At 40.8% G+C, this 19,873-nt stretch carries 19 protein-coding genes and 1 pseudogene; 7 read left to right on the forward strand and 13 right to left on the reverse strand.

Translation table 11 applies throughout. From position 1 onward, the window contains the following. Positions 1-147: 147 nt before the first annotated feature. Positions 148-1,251 (forward strand): N-acetylglucosamine-6-phosphate deacetylase, encoded by a 1,104-nt coding sequence (gene nagA / locus LU279_RS04740; protein WP_274421414.1) that lies wholly within the window; start codon positions 148-150, stop codon positions 1,249-1,251. Between the two features lie 99 nt (positions 1,252-1,350). Here the strand turns inward: nagA and LU279_RS04745 are convergent, their stop codons facing one another. Both LU279_RS04745 and LU279_RS04750 read right to left on the reverse strand, forming a co-directional pair. Then, positions 1,351-4,050: a sensor histidine kinase gene (locus tag LU279_RS04745; protein ID WP_274421416.1), complete on the reverse strand. Its 2,700-nt coding sequence runs from the start codon at positions 4,048-4,050 to the stop codon at positions 1,351-1,353. Between the two features lie 54 nt (positions 4,051-4,104). Beyond that, positions 4,105-4,797, reverse strand: coding sequence for a response regulator transcription factor (locus tag LU279_RS04750; protein ID WP_274421417.1), 693 nt, complete (start codon positions 4,795-4,797; stop codon positions 4,105-4,107). A 504-nt stretch (positions 4,798-5,301) separates the two neighbouring features. Here LU279_RS04750 and LU279_RS04755 point away from each other — a divergent pair. From LU279_RS04755 to rbr, 4 genes and pseudogenes are all read left to right on the forward strand, one after another. After that, positions 5,302-6,093, forward strand: a complete 792-nt coding sequence (locus tag LU279_RS04755) for a sirohydrochlorin cobaltochelatase (protein ID WP_274421418.1) — start codon at positions 5,302-5,304, stop codon at positions 6,091-6,093. A gap of 319 nt (positions 6,094-6,412) precedes the next feature. Next, complete coding sequence (locus tag LU279_RS04760; RefSeq protein WP_274421419.1) at positions 6,413-6,808, forward strand: Fur family transcriptional regulator; 396 nt, start codon at positions 6,413-6,415, stop codon at positions 6,806-6,808. 107 nt (positions 6,809-6,915) lie between these two features. Then, positions 6,916-7,458, forward strand: a complete 543-nt coding sequence (locus tag LU279_RS04765; RefSeq protein ID WP_274421420.1) for an NADH peroxidase — start codon at positions 6,916-6,918, stop codon at positions 7,456-7,458. A gap of 176 nt (positions 7,459-7,634) precedes the next feature. After that, positions 7,635-8,159, forward strand: a pseudogene (rbr, locus tag LU279_RS04770) (rubrerythrin); the annotation flags it as partial. A 125-nt stretch (positions 8,160-8,284) separates the two neighbouring features. Here rbr and LU279_RS04775 read toward each other — a convergent pair. The 10 genes from LU279_RS04775 to rpmG all read right to left on the reverse strand — a co-directional run bounded on the left by LU279_RS04775 (position 8,285) and on the right by rpmG (position 17,086). Next, positions 8,285-9,712 carry a glycoside hydrolase family 1 protein gene (locus LU279_RS04775; protein ID WP_274421421.1) on the reverse strand — a complete coding sequence of 476 codons (1,428 nt, stop codon included), beginning with the start codon at positions 9,710-9,712 and terminating at the stop codon, positions 8,285-8,287. Between the two features lie 66 nt (positions 9,713-9,778). Then, complete coding sequence (locus LU279_RS04780; RefSeq protein WP_274421422.1) at positions 9,779-11,665, reverse strand: beta-glucoside-specific PTS transporter subunit IIABC; 1,887 nt, start codon at positions 11,663-11,665, stop codon at positions 9,779-9,781. A 131-nt stretch (positions 11,666-11,796) separates the two neighbouring features. Beyond that, entirely contained in the window at positions 11,797-12,648 is an 852-nt protein-coding gene (locus LU279_RS04785; protein WP_274421423.1) for a PRD domain-containing protein, read from the reverse strand. Between the two features lie 364 nt (positions 12,649-13,012). Beyond that, positions 13,013-13,972: a D-alanyl-D-alanine carboxypeptidase family protein gene (locus LU279_RS04790; RefSeq protein ID WP_274421424.1), complete on the reverse strand. Its 960-nt coding sequence runs from the start codon at positions 13,970-13,972 to the stop codon at positions 13,013-13,015. Between the two features lie 69 nt (positions 13,973-14,041). Continuing rightward, the gene (locus tag LU279_RS04795) at positions 14,042-14,845 is read right to left on the reverse strand and encodes an EcsC family protein (RefSeq protein WP_274421425.1); all 804 of its coding nucleotides are present in this window, start codon (positions 14,843-14,845) and stop codon (positions 14,042-14,044) included. Positions 14,846-14,902: 57 nt separating this feature from the next. Beyond that, the gene (gene rplA / locus LU279_RS04800) at positions 14,903-15,595 is read right to left on the reverse strand and encodes a 50S ribosomal protein L1 (RefSeq protein WP_022068059.1); all 693 of its coding nucleotides are present in this window, start codon (positions 15,593-15,595) and stop codon (positions 14,903-14,905) included. Between the two features lie 83 nt (positions 15,596-15,678). Beyond that, positions 15,679-16,104, reverse strand: coding sequence for a 50S ribosomal protein L11 (gene rplK / locus LU279_RS04805; protein WP_022068058.1), 426 nt, complete (start codon positions 16,102-16,104; stop codon positions 15,679-15,681). A gap of 56 nt (positions 16,105-16,160) precedes the next feature. Continuing rightward, a complete protein-coding gene (nusG, locus tag LU279_RS04810) occupies positions 16,161-16,676 on the reverse strand; it encodes a transcription termination/antitermination protein NusG (protein ID WP_274421426.1) in 516 nt (171 codons plus the stop codon). 16 nt (positions 16,677-16,692) lie between these two features. Then, complete coding sequence (gene secE / locus LU279_RS04815) at positions 16,693-16,911, reverse strand: preprotein translocase subunit SecE (RefSeq protein WP_274421427.1); 219 nt, start codon at positions 16,909-16,911, stop codon at positions 16,693-16,695. A 25-nt stretch (positions 16,912-16,936) separates the two neighbouring features. Continuing rightward, positions 16,937-17,086 carry a 50S ribosomal protein L33 gene (gene rpmG, locus LU279_RS04820; RefSeq protein ID WP_138270457.1) on the reverse strand — a complete coding sequence of 50 codons (150 nt, stop codon included), beginning with the start codon at positions 17,084-17,086 and terminating at the stop codon, positions 16,937-16,939. A 353-nt stretch (positions 17,087-17,439) separates the two neighbouring features. Here rpmG and LU279_RS04825 point away from each other — a divergent pair, with 353 nt between their 5' ends. After that, positions 17,440-18,225: an ABC transporter permease gene (locus tag LU279_RS04825; protein ID WP_274421428.1), complete on the forward strand. Its 786-nt coding sequence runs from the start codon at positions 17,440-17,442 to the stop codon at positions 18,223-18,225. Position 18,226: 1 nt separating this feature from the next. After that, the gene (locus LU279_RS04830; protein ID WP_274421429.1) at positions 18,227-18,964 is read left to right on the forward strand and encodes an ABC transporter ATP-binding protein; all 738 of its coding nucleotides are present in this window, start codon (positions 18,227-18,229) and stop codon (positions 18,962-18,964) included. 69 nt (positions 18,965-19,033) lie between these two features. Here LU279_RS04830 and LU279_RS04835 read toward each other — a convergent pair whose 3' ends face one another. Then, entirely contained in the window at positions 19,034-19,870 is an 837-nt protein-coding gene (locus tag LU279_RS04835) for a glycosyltransferase (protein WP_274421430.1), read from the reverse strand. Between the last annotated feature and the right edge of the window lie 3 nt (positions 19,871-19,873).

Consider the following 19,873-nt stretch of genomic DNA (forward strand, 5'->3'; position numbering starts at 1 on the left):
CAACTGTCAAACTCCCGTACATTTTTTATTATACATATACTTTGAAACTATTTTCTCTTTATAATCTTCAGATTGAATTAATTTTATCAAAGACTTATAATAGAATCATCAACATAACTGCATCTTAAAAATCAAGGAGATAATATTATGATTATTAAAAACGGACTTGTATTTCAGGAAGACGGAAGCTTTGCAAAAAAAGATCTGTACATCGAAAATGGCAGACTGGTGGCTTCCGAGACAGAAGTATCTGACAAAACCGAATATGACGCTGAAGGATTAAAAGTTCTTCCCGGACTGGTGGACGTTCACAGTCACGGCGCTTTTGGACATGATTTCTGTGATGCCGACCCGGAAGGCCTGAAAGTGATCCTGAAATATGAAAAAGAGCACGGTATCACCTCCTACTGTCCTACTTCCATGACACTGGCAAAGGACAGACTTATGGATATCTTTGCCACTGCAACAAAAGTAGAACCGGATGATAAGCTTGCCCGCATTATCGGCGTTAATATGGAAGGCCCACTCATTGATATTGCCAAAAAAGGCGCTCAGGCTGCTGAGTATATCAGTGTTCCTGACGTATCTTTTTTCCGTCAGTGCAACGAAGCTTCCGGAAACCAGATCAAGCTGGTAACACTTGCTCCTAATGTAGACCGGGCCTTTGAATTTATTCAGGCTGCTAAGGATGAAGTCGTGATTTCCATCGGACATACCACAGCAGATTACGACTGCGCCAGAAAAGCTATGGAGCTGGGCGTAAATCATGTGACTCATCTTTATAATGCCATGCCTCCGTTTGCTCACAGAGATCCTGGTGTAATCGGAGCTGCATGTGACAGCGATGACTGTATGGTAGAACTGATCTGCGACGGTTTCCACATCCACGGAAGCGTTGTCCGCGCCACCTTTAAAATGTTTGGCGACGAGCGTGTAGTTCTGATCAGCGACTCCATGATGGCTACCGGAATGGAAAACGGAACCTATGAGCTGGGCGGCCAGGAAGTTACCATGAAAGACCGTCTGGCAACTCTGTCTAACGGCACCATTGCCGGATCTGCAACAAACCTTTTTGACTGCATGAAAAAAGCCATGGAATTCGGTATCCCTGAATCCACAGCTATTTTTGCAGCTACCAGAAATCCGGCAAAAAGCATTAAGGTCTACGACCAGGTAGGCTCCATCACCCCCGGCAAGTATGCAGACCTTCTGCTTGTAGACAACGACTACAATCTTGTAAAAGTATTCTGATATTATAAAACAGCCTCCGGCATCACAGATACCGGGGGCTATTTTTATCTTTTGTTTTTTATATGGCTCTTTTCACTGCCACAGCCATATCGAAAAATGTCATTTTTCTCTTACTTTAAATGTAATTGTCACTTTAAAGAGATCTCCGTCCAGATAAAGCTTAAACTCACCGCCCTGAAGCTCTGTCAGACTTTTTGCAATGGAAAGTCCAAGTCCGCTGCCCTCTGTATTTCTGGAAACATCGCCTCTGATAAACCTCTCTGTCAGTTCATCAGCGGAAATATTCAAAGGCTGAGCGGAAATATTTTTCAGGGAAAATGTAACATCCGGCTTATTTACCTTGACTTCCGCATAAACCCTTGTGTTGTCCATAGCGTACTTTGCAACATTTCCAAAAACATTTTCCAGAACACGCCACATTCTTCTTCCATCTGCGCAAATGATTGCCTCATCCTGATCAAAATGTACCATCATGGAAAGATTTTTTTCCTGGAACCGTTCCTCAAATTCTCCGATTACCTGATGAACAAGTTCCACAAAATTCAGATCTGCCATTTCCAGTGAAATATTTCCCGTGCTTGCCTTGGATGCCTCCACAACATCTTCGGTAAGAGTTTTCAATCTGAGGGATTTTTCCTCCAGGATGTCCAGATACCCCTGGATCTTCGGGTCCTGAGGATTTTCTCTTTTCAGAAGATCTACATAATTGATAATTGAAGTAAGAGGCGTCTTGATATCGTGGGACACATTTGTGATCAACTCTGTTTTCATTCTTTCGTTTTTCAGACTTTCCTCCACCGCTGCATCAAGTCCCTCTCCGATCCGGTTGATATAATCGGCAATCTGTCTCTGCTCTCCGGTAAGCTTATCAAGGGAAATCTTGTACTGAAGCTCACCGTCTGTAATGCGTTTCAGACCCTCCAGGATCAATTCCCGGCCTCTGGCTTTTTTGAGAAAATAAATCAGACCCAGGATATCTACTGCAATTGCAACCGGAATAAGGATCACGCCGCCACAAAGTATAGCAGTCCATATTATAATCTGGAACAAACAGAATCCGATGAACAGCAATGCCGTTTTAATCCTGCTGGCTGTATTTTCCGCAAAGAAATCAAAAAATCTTCTGCATCCTTTCACAAACTTCAGGCAAAGCTTTTTTAATAATTTTAAAAGCTTTATCAGTAAAACAAAAATTTTTCTCAGAATACTGTTTTTCCAGAAAGTTTTTGCTTTTATTCGGCGTACCATACTCAGCCAGCCGAACAAAAACATTACTGCGGTCCAGGCTCCCAGACCAGCCACTGCAGCCACAATAAATTTCAGTCCATCCACATAATCTATATTGATTCCAAGTCCCAGAAGCAGAAATACAGGAACTGCCCACACAGTACATACAGCCACTGCGCCAATCTCTGTATACCAACGATCAAAGAAATTCAGCCGTACCTCTTCGTTTTCATTATTTCTTCCTGCGCCGGCAGTAAGAATGATAAGGCAGATCAGAAAGATCAGGATTCCCGCACCGCATACCGCTATAGAAGGAGTAAGATCATCCGCATACTTCGCAAAGTTCTCCGCATCCTCTGCCATCAGATCCTGCACCGGGAAGCTGCTGTCCACCCAGGCGGCAAATACATAGTCGATATCCTCGTCATTCACCCCCACATTGTCCACCATATGCTGCCATTTGGAAAAGAAGGCTCTGGAATCTATCTGATCTATGTTCGTATCCCTCTGATCCTCAGAAGAAGTTATCATAACATATGGCTCCTTGCCGGATTTCACCTGTCTGATCAATTCTTCATAGTCCTTTGTATCCACATTGGTTTCCAGCTTCTCTTCTGCTTCTCCCGGACGTACTGCAAAAACATAATTCAGATTGGTTTTTCCCTGACCGTAGCTATTCTTAAGCATGGCTTCCGCTGATTTCGCCATATCCACTTCAGTGAGAGCATTTCTGAGAGCGTTATATGCATCTCCTATCCTGCCCTGCCACTGAGGATCTTCGTTCAGGACTTCCAGAATACTGTCTGCGCCTTCCGGTTTAAAATACTCTTTCATCAGAAACTCTGATTCCACATTAAAAATGTTTCTGTAAATGATTTTTCCGTCCGCATCTGTAACCGAAGTAACGCCTGCCCCTGCAATTCCTCCTGTACTGTCATAATAGGAGTCCTCGTAATATCCATAGTCAGCAAACTCATTATTTTTCAGCCAGTCAAGAAACTGCCGTGTCTGTACGATATCTGCTGTCCCCTGTTCCTCCACAGTATAAGCTTCCGCATATTCCATGTTGTTTTCATAGGATGTGTACTCCTCCGGATCTATCTGGAACTCCAGATCCCCTTCCGTGACCTTTTTTTCAAAGTCATCATAATACATATACTCTATACTGCCGTCTGGCTTCAGACATTCCAGAATAACCTCTGTAGAAACATCCCAGTTCTTTTTCTCTGTCCACTTTATCAGATCACTGATTTCATATGCCAGTCCGGAGGTATTTTTATAGGTGAGCTTTTTATTTTCCTGGATCTCCCCAAGATCTATAACTCCGTCACCTTTATCTGGCTGAAGAAAATCTTTTTCTGATATTGCACCTAGCAGCTCTGAACTGCAAACATACATACTCTGCTCAAAGCTTCTGGAATCCAGATAATTTTTTTCATCAAAGGGCAGAATGCCCTCACACATAATTCCTACAGATGCCGCTCCTCCTGCAGCTGCCGCAGTCAGAGAAGCAATCCCTGCCACCAGAGCAACCGCCTTTGCCACACTGCTTCTGTACCATTTTTTCTTCATAATACTACCCCTTTCCGTCTTCCTGATGTTTCTTTTCTTATACCCTTTTATTTCTTAAAGCTTTTCTACTTTATAACCCAGTCCCCAGACAACCTTCAGATACCGGGGTTCCTTTGGATTGATCTCAATCTTTTCACGGATATGCCGAATGTGTACTGCCACCGTATTGTCTGCCGCTATCGCCTCTTCATTCCAGATATTTTCATAAATCTGATTGGTAGAAAATACTCTGCCCTGATTTTTTACCAGAAGAAGAAGGATCCTGTACTCAATAGGTGTCAGCTTTACCGGATCACCGTCCACACAGACCTCCTTGCGGTCATCATCTACAGTAAGACCTCCGGTTACATAAACATTTTCTTTTCTCCGGGATACAGCGCCAAGCTGAGTATATCTGCGGAGCTGAGATCTGACTCTGGCCACCAGCTCCAATGGGTTAAAGGGCTTTGTCACATAATCGTCAGCCCCTACGTTAAGGCCCAGAATTTTATCTGCATCCTCTGACTTCGCAGATAAAATAATGATCGGAAGCGGGTTTTCCTCTCTGATCTTAAGAGTTGCCCTGATTCCATCCAGCTTCGGCATCATAACGTCAATGATCAGCAGATCTACCTGATTCTCCCGCAATGTCCGGAGAGCCTCCTCTCCATCGTAAGCTTTCAGAATATGATGGCCTTCCTGTGAAAGATAGATCTCTATTGCCTCCACGATCGCTTTGTCATCATCACAAACCAGTATTTCTGCCACGTCTCTGTACCTCCTGAAACAAAATTAAATTCACACCGGATCACAGTTTTCTCTGTAATTCGTTATACTAAGAATATCAAACGGGGTTTAAGATAAAAGGGGTAAATTATTAAGAATTTCTTATGATTATTTCGGAACAAGTATATCATACTGCCGGGCAGAAAAAAAGCCCGGACCAGCTTTGAAAATTCTTATATCCTTTTTATCTGTTCGTTTATTTTTCTGTTTTAAATTTCATATATTGTCCTGTGTTTTCTTGACAAAACCATAGTATATGCTAAAATTAGCTCGGAATTGAACGAAAAATGGTGTCAGCAGACGCAGAATAACAGAATACCTGCCTTTTACACGAAGTTTACACAGATCACCAACGATATATCTGTGTCAAAACGGATTGGCTCATCGCAGTTTCCTTTTGTTTCTGCCGCTGTCCCTGTTCTTCTGACAGCCTGTCGGTACCACCGCACAGGTTTTTATTTTTGTTTTATGAAAAGGAGAAAAAACGTGTCTGAAAATAGAAAAAAAGCTATCCTGGTTGTAAGTTTCGGAACCAGCCATCACGATACCTGTCAGGCAACCATCACTGCTATTGAAAAAGAAATACAGGCTGCATTTCCTGAATTTCCCCTGTACCGGGCATGGACCAGCAAAATAATCATCCGAAAGCTGTGGGAGCGCGACCATGTTCATATAGATACCGTGCAGGAAGCTCTGGAAAAAATGCACCGGGATGGTATTACTGATGTTCTGGTTCAACCCACTCATGTGATCAACGGTATTGAAAATGATCAGATGAAAGAAGATATTCTTTCCTTCGGGAAATATTTTCAGTCTGTTTCCTTTGGCGATCCTCTTCTTACCAGTGAGCAGGACAGTCTGGATGTGATACAGGCGATTGCCGATGAGTTTTCCTATCTGAAAGAAGATCAGGCTCTCGTACTGATGGGGCATGGAACTACTCACTTTTCCAATTCCATTTATGCAGCTCTGGATTATACCTTTAAGGATAAAGGATATCCAAATATTTTTATTGGAACCGTAGAAGCCTATCCTTCCATAGAAACTCTTCTGAAAATGATCAAAGTATACCGCCCTTCTAAAGTTTTTCTGGCGCCCTTTATGATCGTTGCCGGAGATCATGCAAAAAATGACCTGGCAGGAGCTGACCCGGACTCCTGGTACTGCCAGTTTAGATCAACCGGATATGAAGCCGAACCTGTTTTAAAAGGGCTTGGAGAATATCCTGGTATCCGTAAGATTCTGGTAAAACATCTGGCTCGCCTTAATGCCCGATAAAACTCAGAAATAAATACAGGAAATATTTTCAGTATAAATACACCCACTGAAAAACAAGTAAAAATATAATAACAAAAGCTACATTGGTGAAATAATCCCCTTTTATCAGACAGAATAACGTCTAATGAAAGGGGATACTTTTATATCCGTAAAATGTATCGTAATGGACTGACACAACAATATTTTTCATATGAGAAAGGTCAAAAAATAAAATCCCAAAATATAACTATTTATTTCTCAAAAATACTTGACAAATCAACTCCTATTTTATACAATATCGATAACCATTATTGTTATTATAGCAGAAAGGAGTGTGTCTATGGCTGCATTAAAATACAGCAGACAGCGCGAATCCATCAAGGAATTTCTGATGACACGCACAGACCACCCCACAGCTGATATGGTATATGAAAATATGAAATCTATCTATCCAAATATCAGTCTGGGAACTGTGTACAGAAATCTTTCTCTGCTTTCTGATCTTGGTGAGATCAAAAAACTTGCCAGCTTTGGCGGCGCCGACCGTTTTGATGGACGGGTGGTTCCCCACTGTCACTTCATGTGTACAGAATGCGGCTGTGTGATTGATCTGGAAACTGAAGATATACAGGAGCTTATGAAAAAAGCCGGAGAACATTTCAACGGAATAATTACTGACTGCAGTGCAAGATTCTTTGGAATGTGTGAAAATTGCATGAAGAAAGAAAAAAATTAAGAATTTCTCTTGACATTCAGCAAACAGTATGGTAGATTATAGACATAGCAAAACAGTAACAATTACTATTATTAAAAATAATTATTTACGAAAAGGAGATTACGATTATGGCTAAATGGGTATGCAGTGTATGTGGTTATGTTTACGAAGGAGAGAACGCACCGGAGGTATGTCCAATCTGTAAAGCATCTTCCGACAAATTTACAAAACAGGCAGAAGGCATGACTTGGGCAGCAGAGCACGTTGTAGGCGTTGCTAAAGGCGTAAGCGAAGATATCCTTGCTGATCTTCGTGCAAACTTTGAGGGCGAGTGCTCTGAGGTTGGTATGTACCTTGCAATGGCAAGAGTTGCACACAGAGAAGGATATCCGGAAATCGGTCTTTACTGGGAAAAAGCAGCTTATGAAGAGGCAGAGCACGCTTCAAAATTCGCTGAGCTTCTTGGTGAAGTTGTAACAGACAGCACAAAGAAAAACCTTGAGATGCGTGTTGCTGCAGAGAACGGCGCTACAGCAGGTAAATTTGATCTTGCTAAACGTGCAAAAGCAGCTAACCTTGACGCAATCCATGACACAGTTCATGAGATGGCTCGTGACGAGGCAAGACATGGAAAAGCATTCCAGGGTCTTCTTGAAAGATACTTCGGCTAAGAATAAACCTCTGAAGCGGAGAGCAGAATATGCTCTCCGCTTTCTTTTATGTAAAAAACAGCCTAAATCAGACATATATTGACACGCTTATCTTTTGGATGATATGGTATAAGAAGATTTACAGTAATTTTAAACAATTAAATTTTCAGTGATCAAGGAGGAAACCACATGTCAAAGCAGGAACCAAAACAGAAAAAAACCTTATAGAAGCCTTTGCAGGAGAATCACAGGCAAGAAACAAATATACTTTCTTTACTTCCGCTGCAAAAAAAGCAGGATATGAACAGCTTGCAGCCCTTTATCTTGAAACTGCGGATCAGGAAAAAGAACACGCCAAAATGTGCTTTAAGGAGTTTCACGGAATTCATGATATTGAAACCAATCTTGAGGATGCCGCTCAGGGCGAAAACTTTGAATGGACAGATATGTATGCAAGAATGGCACGGGAAGCCAGAGAAGAAGGCTTTGAAGAGCTGGCTGAAAAATTTGAAGGCGTTGCCAGAGTAGAGGCAGCTCACGAAGCCCGATACAAAAAACTTCTGGAATCCTACAAAGCTGATAAAACATTTAAAGGAGATGCGCCTCTTGGCTGGAAATGCCGCAACTGCGGATATGTTCATATGGCTGATGAAGCTCCTGAAGTATGTCCGGTATGTGCCCATCCCAGAGCTTATTTTGAGCGCAAAGTCGAAAATTATTGATCTTCTTTCGGCTGAAATCATGTGAGAAAATAATGTTTTTAATTCTGCCAGCACAGAATAGTAATATCCTGGCAGGTACAGAGCTTTTAGGCTCCGTAACCTGGCCAGGATATTTTATTGTTCTTTTATAATTTTTCACCACAAGATTCTATTACCTTTTTGTACCAGTAAAAAGAGTCTTTACGAATTCTAGAAAAGTTTCCTGTTCCATCATCATTTTTATTTACATAGATTAAACCATATCTTTTTTTCAATTCTCCGGTTGAAGCACTGACAAGATCGGTACATCCCCAGCATGTATAGCCAACCAGTTCTACACCATCATGGATAGCTTCTTTCATCTGTTCTATATGCTTACGCATATATTCAATGCGGTATTCATCATGGATCTTTCCATCTTCTGTCAGCTCATCCACGGCTCCCAGACCATTTTCTACAATCATGATTGGAATCTGATAGCGGTCATAAATCTGATTCAGAACATATCTGAGTCCCACTGCATCAATTTGCCATCCCCATGCAGAGGTTTCAAGATATGGATTCTTAATATTTTCCCCTCCATTGGCAGCAGTTAGCTCCCCTTCTTTCACAACGCTGACACAATTACTGGAATAATAACTGATAGAAACAAAGTCTACCGTACCATTCTTCAGTATCCCCGCATCTTCCGGTTCAATCTCCAGCTCTATTTCATTTTCTTCAAAAAATCTTGCAGCAAATCCAGGATAATATCCTCTCACATGAACATCCCCGGCAATTGAATTATGAATCTGTCCAAATCTTTGGGCATAAAAAACATCTTCTGGATGGCAGGTATAAGCATAACCATTATGATATGCCAGCATACACCCCAGCTTATTTTCATTGTCAATCTTATGCGCCATAGATACAGCCAAAGCACTTGCAACCAACTGGTGATGCATTGCCTGATACCGACTCTGCAGGCATACATCTTCCGAATCCAGCATCCCTGCACAGAAAACTGCGCCAAACGGCTGTGTCAGCATATTAATCTCATTAAATGTAAGCCAGTACTTTACTTTTCCTTTATATCTTTCAAATAATACTCTGGCAAATCTAAGGTAAAAATCAATCAGTTTACGATTTTTCCAACCACCGTACTCTAGCGAAAGATGAAGTGGATTTTCATAATGAGAAATGGTTACAAGTGGTTCAATTCCATATTTTCTTAATTCATCGATAACATTATCATAAAACTTAAGTCCCTCTTCATTCGGAGTTTCTTCGTCTCCTTTTGGAAAGATCCGTGACCATGAAATTGAAAAACGATATATTTTAAATCCCATCTCAGCAAACAGAGCAATATCTTCTTTCCAGCAATGATAAAAATCAGTTGCTTCATGATTTGGATAAAATTCTTCGGGTAACGGCTCCGGAGGTGTCAGACGGCGTTCCTTATTGACGCTTCCTCCCGTAAGAATGTCTGCAATAGACAACCCTTTTCCGCCCTCATTCCATCCTCCTTCATACTGATTAGCAGCTGTTGCTCCGCCCCATAAAAAATTTTCGGGCATACGATTATAATTTTTCATATCTGTTTTCTCCTGTCTTTAAAACGGCAGACAGATATCTCCTGTCTGCCTGATCTGTACTTATGTTTATACGACTGTCAGAAACTTCTCTCCTGCACTGATCTCACTACCCTCTTTTTCCATACATACTGCCTTGATATAATCGGAAATATTAGTAACAACAACTGATATAGTCAAATCATATCCTTCTTTTTTGATTGCTTCAAGGTCAAACTCAACAAGAAGCGCTCCCTTCTTTACTCTTTCACCGTCTGTTACATAAGATTTAAAGTATTTACCTTTAAGATTGACAGTATCTAGTCCAATATGGATCAAAATCTCTGCTCCACTGTCTGCTACGAACATAATTCCATGTTTTGTATCCATGATATTTACAACGGTTCCGTCAGCCGGAGCATAAACTCTTCCTTCTGATGGAAAGATTGCCGCTCCATCTCCAAGTACTTTATCTGCAAAAGTTTTGTCCGCAACATTGGCAAGTGTTTTTACAGTTCCTGTTACAGGTGCATAAAGTTCAACTTTTTCTACTAAAGGATTTCTCTGCTGTATTTCTGTTGTTCCCTGTGCCTCTGAGCTTTCCTTTATCTCATTATCTGATTTTACATCTTCAAATCCCAAAATAAAGGTAAGAATAAAGGAAGCAACAAACGATACAATAATCATAATGATTCCATACAGAAGGTTACTCATCCCTTTATCCCCGATAAATGCCGGAATTGCCATAATACAATTCTGAGCAATATACAGGGATACCTGAAAAAGTCCACCTACAATACCGCCAATTCCAGCTGCAACAGATGCAGCAACAACAGGACGTTTCAATTTCAGTGTGACACCATAAAGTGCCGGTTCCGTAATCCCCATTAATGCAGATACTGCCGCTGCACTTGCAAGCTGTTTCATATTACTGTCTTTTGATTTTACTGCTACCGCAAAAGAAGAACCTGACTGTGCAAGATTAGAGCAAACCTGAGATACAAAAATCAGGGTATCTGAGCCTCCTGTCGCAATTGCATTCAGTCCGATTGGTGTAAGCGCATGATGCATACCCGTCATAACAATAAACGGGAAAAGAGCTGCAAGAATGCCAACGATCACAAAACCAAGTTTTGCAGATAAAAAGTTGATTGCTACTGCAAGTCCATTACCAATGATTGTTCCGATAGGACCAACTACAATCAGGGCGATCGGCGCACTAATCAGAATAACCAGTGTTGGATTGAGAATTAATTTTACCATCTTCGGTGTAATACGATCTACAACAAGTTCAATGTAGTGTGTAATCCATACCATCAGAATAACCGGAATTACAGAATAAGAATAGGTTACCTTTGTAACCGGCAGCCCAAACAAAGTAATTGCCGCATCTCCAGCTACCATACTGACAAATACAGGACTCAGATAAACACCCGCTATAAACAATGCCAGCGACTGATTTACTCTGAAAATTTTTGCAGCATTTGCCGCAATCAGAAATGGCATAAAGTAAAAAGTTACATCACCTATAAAACTGATAACCTGATAAGTGCTGCTGGTATCAGATACCAAATGGAAAGTTGTTAAAAGTGTAAGTACAACCTTAATCATTCCTGCTGCTGTCAGAGCCGGAATCATAGGTGTCATACAACCGGTAATGGCATCAACAACCCTGGAAACAACCCCTTTTTGGTTTACAGGATCAGTTTCCCGTGTATCGTCCGTCGGAATACCTTTGTTCTCCAGCGCTTTATAGACAGCATTTACTTCATTTCCTGCAATAACCTGAAACTGTTCCTCGTGCCAGTTTACACCTGAAACTTCGGAGAGCTTTAAAATCTCCTTTTCATTGACTTTCGTTTTGTCTTTTACATAAAAACGAAGTCTTGTCATGCAGTGAAATAAACGGATGATGTTGTCCTTTCCTCCCATTGCTGCAATTAGCGTGTCTGCAGTTTCTAAATAGTCCTTTTTCATTTTAGTACCTCCTTTAATAATAAATATTAAAATTTATGATTAAAGGTCTTGCCTGAAAAGATACGTTTTTATCGAACGCATTCCAGTAACAATCCATTAACACCTTATCTGATGTCTGTAAAAATCTTACACTAAATCGACTGTAGCCGTTTATGATCCTCTGTAATCTTCTGAATATGAATTGTCAGATACAGCATTTCATCTTCTGTCATATCGTATTCATACTCTTCTTTCATCATCAGGTAAATCATTTTTACACATCCATAGGCTTCTTTATACTGCTCTCTGATAATCTGAAACAGTTCACAATTTTCTTCATAGTGAAGTTCCTTATGAAAAAATCTCTGGGCAAAATATTTTAAATGTGTCAGAAATCTCTGATAATACAGATTTTCTTCCTGAAATTTTATGTTTTCATAATATTTTTCTACTACATCCAAAATCTGATGTACGATTATGGAAATCTGGTAACTGTCTGTTTTTCCACTGTCCTGTGAATTCACAAAATGCAATGCAAAAAATCCAGCTTCATCAATTGCCAGATCTGTTTCAAATGTTTCATTGACTTTCTGCAACAAATCCAAACCAATTTCATATTCTTTATGATAAAGAAGTTTGATGTCCAGAAGAAGCATATTCTGAATACGGATTCCCTGTTTTAACCTAGAAATCGCTCCCATAATGTGATCACTTAAGGAAAAATAAATACTGTCATTCAAATTCATTCCATTTTTTTCTTTTATCTCATTTACATACTCCTCCACAAAGTCAAGATATATTTCTGGAATAGAGGTTAGATATCCCTGAATTTCTTTACTAATCTGTGCTGTCTCTGCAATAAAAACCTTTTCAATCTGTTTTTCATCTATCTGCTGTCCCTTTTTCTTCTGAAAAGCAATCCCGCACCCTTTTACAATGACTTCATGTCCCTGATTATCTTTTGATAAAATCAGATTATTATTTAAAATCTTATAAATTACCATAGTCTTTTTCTCTCCCAAATACTGAAAATAAACAAAAAAAGACCATTACAGTATATAAAGCTAATTTTATATACTATAAGGTCTTGCCTGACGATAATAAATTATTTCAGTAACAATCCTTGGATTAATTATCCCCTATCTAACTTCTATATATAAGAATAACAGAAAAAATTATGTCTGTCTATCTGGAATATTCTACAAAAACCTCTATATCTTTTTGTTAATTTTTTCTAATCTAATCTTCTGATTTCACAGATAAATATCTTTATTCTACATAATTTTCTTGATTTCATCAATATAAACAATAATCTTATGATTATATTCTTTATCATTCTATTTTTTATTGTCGCGATAATTTCTCTGGCTATTTCAAAGCCTTAGCCGCCTCTCCCAGACGATTGTAAACCGTCACTGCATCTGTAATATTCGGTGTTCCACCATCCATTGCACCTGCCGTTACCAGGATGTATTCCACGCCCTCAATTTCTGCAAAGCTTGCAAGACAGCTTCCGGCCGCATTGGTAAAACCAGTTTTTCCTCCCAGGATTTTTCCTCCTGTTACAGCCGGATCCGCAAGATTTTTAAACATGGTACTGTAATAGGTGATTCCGTCCGGGTGGATATTGGTGCCGGGAGTAGAATGCCAGGGACTCTCTGCAATCTCCCGGAACGTATCATTTTTCAGAGCGTACTGTAAAAGAACCGCCATATCCTTTGCCGTACTATAATGATCCGGGTTATGAAGTCCTGTGCTGTCGCAGAAATGAGTTCCGTCCATTCCAAGCTTTTCTGCTTTTTTATTCATCAAATCCACAAAGCCCTGCTCAGAACCGGCAATCGCATAAGAAAGAGCAATACAGCACTCTGCGCCTGAGGGAAGCATAACGCCGTACAGAAGGTCGATCGCCCGAACTGTCTCTCCGGGCTGAAATCCTGCCTGAGTGGCATCCTGCTCATATAAGCCTGCAAACATTTCCTGCGTCAGCGTGATTTCTTGGTCCAGATCTTTCAGTTCCTCAATGGCAACAATCGCAGTCATCATTTTTGTTAGAGAGGCCGGATACATCTGCTCTTCACCGTTAAGATCGCCTACTGTCTTTCCGTTTCTGGCCTGAATCAGAATCGCATAGGGGCTGCTGATCCCACTCAGATCCAGCTGACGGACAACGGGTTTACGAAACTCCTGCATCCACGCACTAATTCCTGAACTCCATCCTACGATCAACTCCAGACCAAAGAAAACAAATACAATGATCAGAACCATTAACAGTTTTTTTAAATTCTGTTTTCTCCTGTTCTTTCTTCTGTATCTTCTTTTTTCCACGCTGATTCCTCTCTTTCCTTTCCTGCTCTATTGTAAAAAATAATTCTGGAATTTTTCTCTAAGCTACAATTATTTATTTTCTATCATATCATATTCCGGCAGATTTCTGTAATATCGTTTCCGGTATTTTATTTCTGCATAGGTTGTGATCTCTTTCATGTACTTGAAGTCAAAGGCTCCTCCTACCACTCCCACAATGGGAATACCCTGGAGAAACTTCATATAAAGCAGCTCTCCGGAAAGAATCTGCGCTGTTTCCTGAATTATTTCATCCAAAGAATTGCAGCTGTCAAAAAATCCATTTTGGATATAGGACTCAACTGCTTTATCTGCTGTCTTTTGTTGTTCCCCATAAGAAGCCGCTCCCTGTATCAGAAGAAGTATCCACTTTTTTTCCTGTTCCTCTTCATAAGAAAACCCATACTTTAACGCAATCTGATAAATACTTCTCAGCAAAAATCCTGTGAATACAGGTATATCCGGAATCCCAACACCAATAAGCCCCATTCCCAGGCCTGCTGTTCCTGATGCCAGTGTATTCATCCTGCCTGTGTTACCGGCATTTTTCCTTATTGCTCTCAGTGATTTTCTGTCATTTTTAATCTGACTGGCATAATCCTGTACCTTAAAATCCTTTTCAATTTCCTGCTTTTTATATGTTTTTTCTATAACCGATACACCTTTTACAAATATAAGCTTAAACGCACTGGCAAAAGCTTTTTCCAGTGTTTTTTGAAGTTTATCCGGAACCTTATCTTCCAGAAATTTATTCAATTTTGAATCACTCTGACTCTGCCTATGCTCCAGATACCTTTTTTCCTGTTTTTCAAGCAATATTAGTTCTTTCTGAAGAGGTGTTTTTCTTTTTGTCATAATAATCTCCAAAAACAAAAGAGCATCCCCCGAAAGGAATGCCCCTGTTTTCATATATTAAACTAATTTCGCCGGGTTGATCTTCACACCAGGTCCCATTGTAGGAGCGATTGTTACGCTTCTCAGGTACTGACCTTTCAGAGTGTTCGGACGAGCCTTAACGATAGCTTCAATAAGCGTCTGGAAGTTGTCGCTTAACTGTTCCTCAGTAAAGGATGCTTTACCTACCGGAACATGGATGATATTGGTTTTGTCAAGACGGTACTCAATCTTACCTGCTTTAATATCATGAACCGCTTTTGTAACGTCCATAGTTACAGTTCCGGCTTTCGGGTTTGGCATAAGACCTTTTGGTCCAAGTACACGACCAAGACGTCCTACAACACCCATCATATCCGGTGTAGCAACAACAACGTCGAAATCAAGCCATCCTTCGTTCTGGATCTTCGGAATCAGATCCTCAGCTCCTACGAATTCTGCGCCTGCAGCCTTTGCTTCTTCAGCTTTTGCATCTCTTGCAAATACAAGAACACGAACTTTTTTACCAGTTCCGTGTGGCAGAACGACAGCTCCACGGATCTGCTGGTCTGCATGACGTCCATCGCAGCCTGTACGGATGTGAGCTTCGATAGTCTCGTCGAATTTAGCAACTGCTGCTTTTTTTACAAGGCTGATAGCCTCTGCGGTATCATATAATGTTGCGCGGTCTACTGCTTTCGCAGCTTCCACGTATTTCTTTCCTCGTTTCATTTCTATAACCTCCTGTGGTAATTGCGGGGATTTCCCTCCCACTTCATATAGTAGTTTCTCTATTTCGCAGTTCTGACGGAAAATCAGTCTACAACTTCGATTCCCATGCTTCTTGCAGTACCTGCAATCATGCTCATAGCTGCTTCAAGAGTTGCTGCATTTAAGTCTTTCATCTTCATCTCAGCGATTTCCTGAACCTGTGCCTTAGTAACTTTTGCTACTTTTGTCTTGTTCGGCACACCGGAACCGGATTTGATGTTAGCTGCCTTCTTCAGAAGAACGGCTGCCGGCGGAGTTTTGGTTATGAAGCTGAAACTTCTGTCTGCATAAACAGTAATAACAACCGGGATAATCAGATCTCCCTGATCTGCTGTTCTTGCATTAAACTCTTTTGTAAACTGTACAATGTTTACACCGTGCTGTCCAAGAGCCGGACCTACCGGCGGTGCTGGGGTTGCCTTGCCTGCCGGAATCTGTAATTTAATATAACCTGTTACTTTTTTTGCCATTTTTCGGCACCTCCTATGTGGTATTGGCGGGGGTTTTTCCCTCCCACTTGAATGTGTTACGCTCTTTTAATTTCTGCGAAACTTATTTCTACCGGCGTTTCGCGACCGAACAATTCAACATTGATGGTTACTGTCTGCTTCTGAGTATTAATTGCAGTAACAGCTCCGGCAGTATCTTTCCAGGCTCCGCCTGTAACCACTACCATATCGCCTTCTGCAAAGTCTACCCGGATGTTTTCCTCTTTGATTCCCAGTGGACGCATCTCTTCCTCCGTCAGCGGCACAGGTTTGGAACCCGGACCTACAAAACCGGTTACGCCTCTGGTATTGCGGACAACATACCAGGTATCATCATTCATGACCATGTTAAGAAGCACATATCCCGGGAACATCTTTTTCTGGACCTGCTTTGCAGCACCATTTCGCATTTCCACCACCTCTTCCAGCGGAACACGAACTTCCAGGATCTGATCCTCCAGGTGTCTGTTTTCAATTGTTTTTTCAATGTTGGCCTTTACTTTGTTCTCATACCCGGAATAGGTATGAACAACATACCATTTCGCTTCTGACATACAATCACCGTTACCCTTATCTGATTATAAGATTAATACCTTCCAGAATAGCTGAATCCATAATGCTGATCATCACAGCCAGAATAATCGTGACTACTGAGACAACTACTGTCTGCTTTGCGAGAGTAGCTTTGTCCGTCCATGCAATCTTGTTGAATTCGGACTTAAGTCCCTGAAACCATGATTTCTTCTGAGTTTTCTTAGCTTTGCCAGTAGATTTGTCTTTCTCTTGCATAGTCTAACCTCACAATTCTCTGTGATTACTTCGTTTCCTTGTGCAGAGTATGTCTATGGCAGAACTTACAATATTTCTTAGTTTCAAGACGCTCAGGATGATTCTTTTTCTCCTTGGTCATATTGTAGTTACGCTGCTTGCACTCCGTACATGCCAATGTAATCTTAACGCGCACAACTTCCACCTCCAGTGTTTTCATTTGCATGGTCTTTCCAGTGTCCCGTTCCTCAGAATAACACCGATTTCGGGCATAAAAAAAAGACCCAACTTCCATGTCGCTTGTCAAGTTTAGCACAAAATCTATATTGAAGTCAAGCCTTTTCCTTGAATTCACGGAGTTTTTCTATATTTAACAAAAATATCATTTTATAAGGTAGGATTTATTTGTGAATCCTGTGCAAATCTGTATTTTCCCCTTGTCAATCAGCTGTTCCTAGTGTATGATAAGTAAGATTCAGGCCCTTTTTTAACAGTTTTTGTTGTAAAAAGGGTCACAGTTATATTTTTTAAAATACAGGAGCGGATTTTATGTTTAAACGATTCATGGATGACATGAAGAAATACTGGAAATACGCAGTGTATTCTTCCAGAGCCCAGCTAAAGTCCGAAATTGCCAATTCGTATCTGAACTGGCTGTGGTGGATACTGGACCCCCTTTGCTTCATGCTGATTTATGTATTTATGTTCGGCTATGTGTTTAAATCTAACGAACAGTACTTTGCAATCTTCGTCTTTATCGGTATTACCATGTGGGACTTCTTTAACAGATGTCTGATGCAAAGTGTAAAGGTAATAAAAAATAATAAACCTATTGTTTCCAAAGTTTATATACCAAAATTTATTCTTCTTATAATTAAAATGGGAGTTAATGGCTTCAAAATGTTTATCTCCCTTGGGATTGTTGCAGCCATGCTGGTGGTATGGCGAGTTCCTCTTACCTGGAACATACTGTACTGTATCCCGATCCTTCTGACATTATTCGTCCTGGTATTCGGCTTCGGCTGTTTCCTGTTGCATTACGGAGTATTTGTAGAAGATCTCGGAAACGTACTGAACATTGCTCTGAGACTTATTTTTTACCTGACCGGTGTCTTCTGGAACATTATGGATCGTCTTCCGGCACCATATAATGCCTATATTGGAAAAGGCAACCCCATCGCCTTTCTCCTGACATCCATGCGAGAATGTCTGATTTATGGTCAGACTCCGCACCGTAAACTTCTTCTGGCATGGTTTCTGATCGGACTTGTGATCAGCATTATTGGTATCCGTAAGATCTACAAAAACGAAAACAGTTATGTAAAGGTGATATAATATGGAAGAACAGCACGCCATTGAAGTAACTGACCTTGTGATCAGTTATCAGAATCTGAAAAAAACATCTATCAAAAAAAGTCTGCTTCATTTTAAACGCCGCACCATAGACCGTTTTGTTGCAGTAAAAGGAATTTCCTTTTATGTCCGTCAGGGCGAGATTCTGGGTATCATCGGCAAAAACGGAAGCGGTAAGTCCACTACCCTGAATGCTCTGGCAGGCATCTTCTCCCCTGACAGCGGAACCATTGACCTGAAAGGTCACAGCATTTCTCTTCTTTCTATCGGAGTTGGCTTTCAGAAAGAAATGACAGGTCGAGAAAACATTATTCTTTGCGGTATGCTTCTGGGCTTTACAGAAGAGCAGGTTCATGCCAAAGAACAGGAGATTATAGACTTCGCAGAGCTTGGAGATTTTATTGACAAACCTGTAAGAACCTACTCCAGCGGTATGTATTCCAAGCTGGCCTTTTCCATTACAGCCATTCTGGAAACAGATATTATGCTTATTGACGAGGTTCTCAGTGTAGGCGATCAGAAATTTAAAAAGAAAAGCTACAATAAAATGAAAAGTCTGATCTCCAATAAAGACCGGACTGTTGTGATTGTATCTCACAGTATTGATACTTTAAGAAAACTTTGCGATACCGTTATGTGGATGCATGAGGGACAGATTAAAAAAATCGGAGAGCCTGATGTAGTTCTTGATGAATATGTAAATTTTATGGAAAACAGTTAAAAATATCCTTTATCGAAAAAGAGGTGTCTGACAGAAAAATCAGACACCTCTTTTTTATACATTTCTATTTTATTTTGTTCCTCGAAGAAATATCTCATAAAATTTTTCCCTGAGTCCTCCCGGAATCAGACTTACTGCTGTGCGGATCACACAGTTTTTTATGTATCTTCCCTTTGTAATAAAATTCCTGTGCAGCAAAAACCGCTGAAAGCGAAGCGCCCATACAAGATACCTCAGACCTCCTCGCCTTTCATACATCCCGTTCCCGGTTCTCATATCAAGAATCGGTTCCTGGATATTATACCCCTGAGCTCCATTGCAGAGCATTCGGATCCACAAGCAATAATCCTCAAACCCCGGAAAATCCTGATAGTTTCCGGCTTTCAGAACATCCGACTTTCTGTACATAACACATGGATGATTAAACGGATTTCTCTTTTTTGCATATTCTCTTATCTCTGCCGGCGTTCTGGGAAGCACTCTCGTCCGATCCAGATCCCCCGGCTTCTTTATAAACTCCTGAAGGGTTCCGCTTACAATGCCGTAATCTCCCTGGTTCAGTATCTGAAACTGTCTCTCACAGCGGTCTTTTCTGCTGATATCATCACTGTCCATTCTGGCGATCACAGAGCATCTGCACCTGGGAACTCCTGTACGCAGAGCATTTCCAAGTCCTCTGTTTTCCTTCAGACGTATACACTGAAGTTTTTTCCCAAGCTTTCCGCCGGCCCATTCCAGAACTTTGTCCAGCTCCGGTGTAAGCGGACCGTCGCACACGATCACAAAATCCGAAAGAGGAAGAGTCTGATCCAGCATACTCTGGATACTCTGTCGAAAATACACAGGATTTTCTTTTCCATAAACCGCCATTAGAACGGAATAAGTTTCTTCTGTATCTTTTCCCATAAG

This window comes from Blautia sp. XA-2221 (genome assembly GCF_028767025.1).
GTDB lineage: Bacteria > Bacillota > Clostridia > Lachnospirales > Lachnospiraceae > Blautia_A.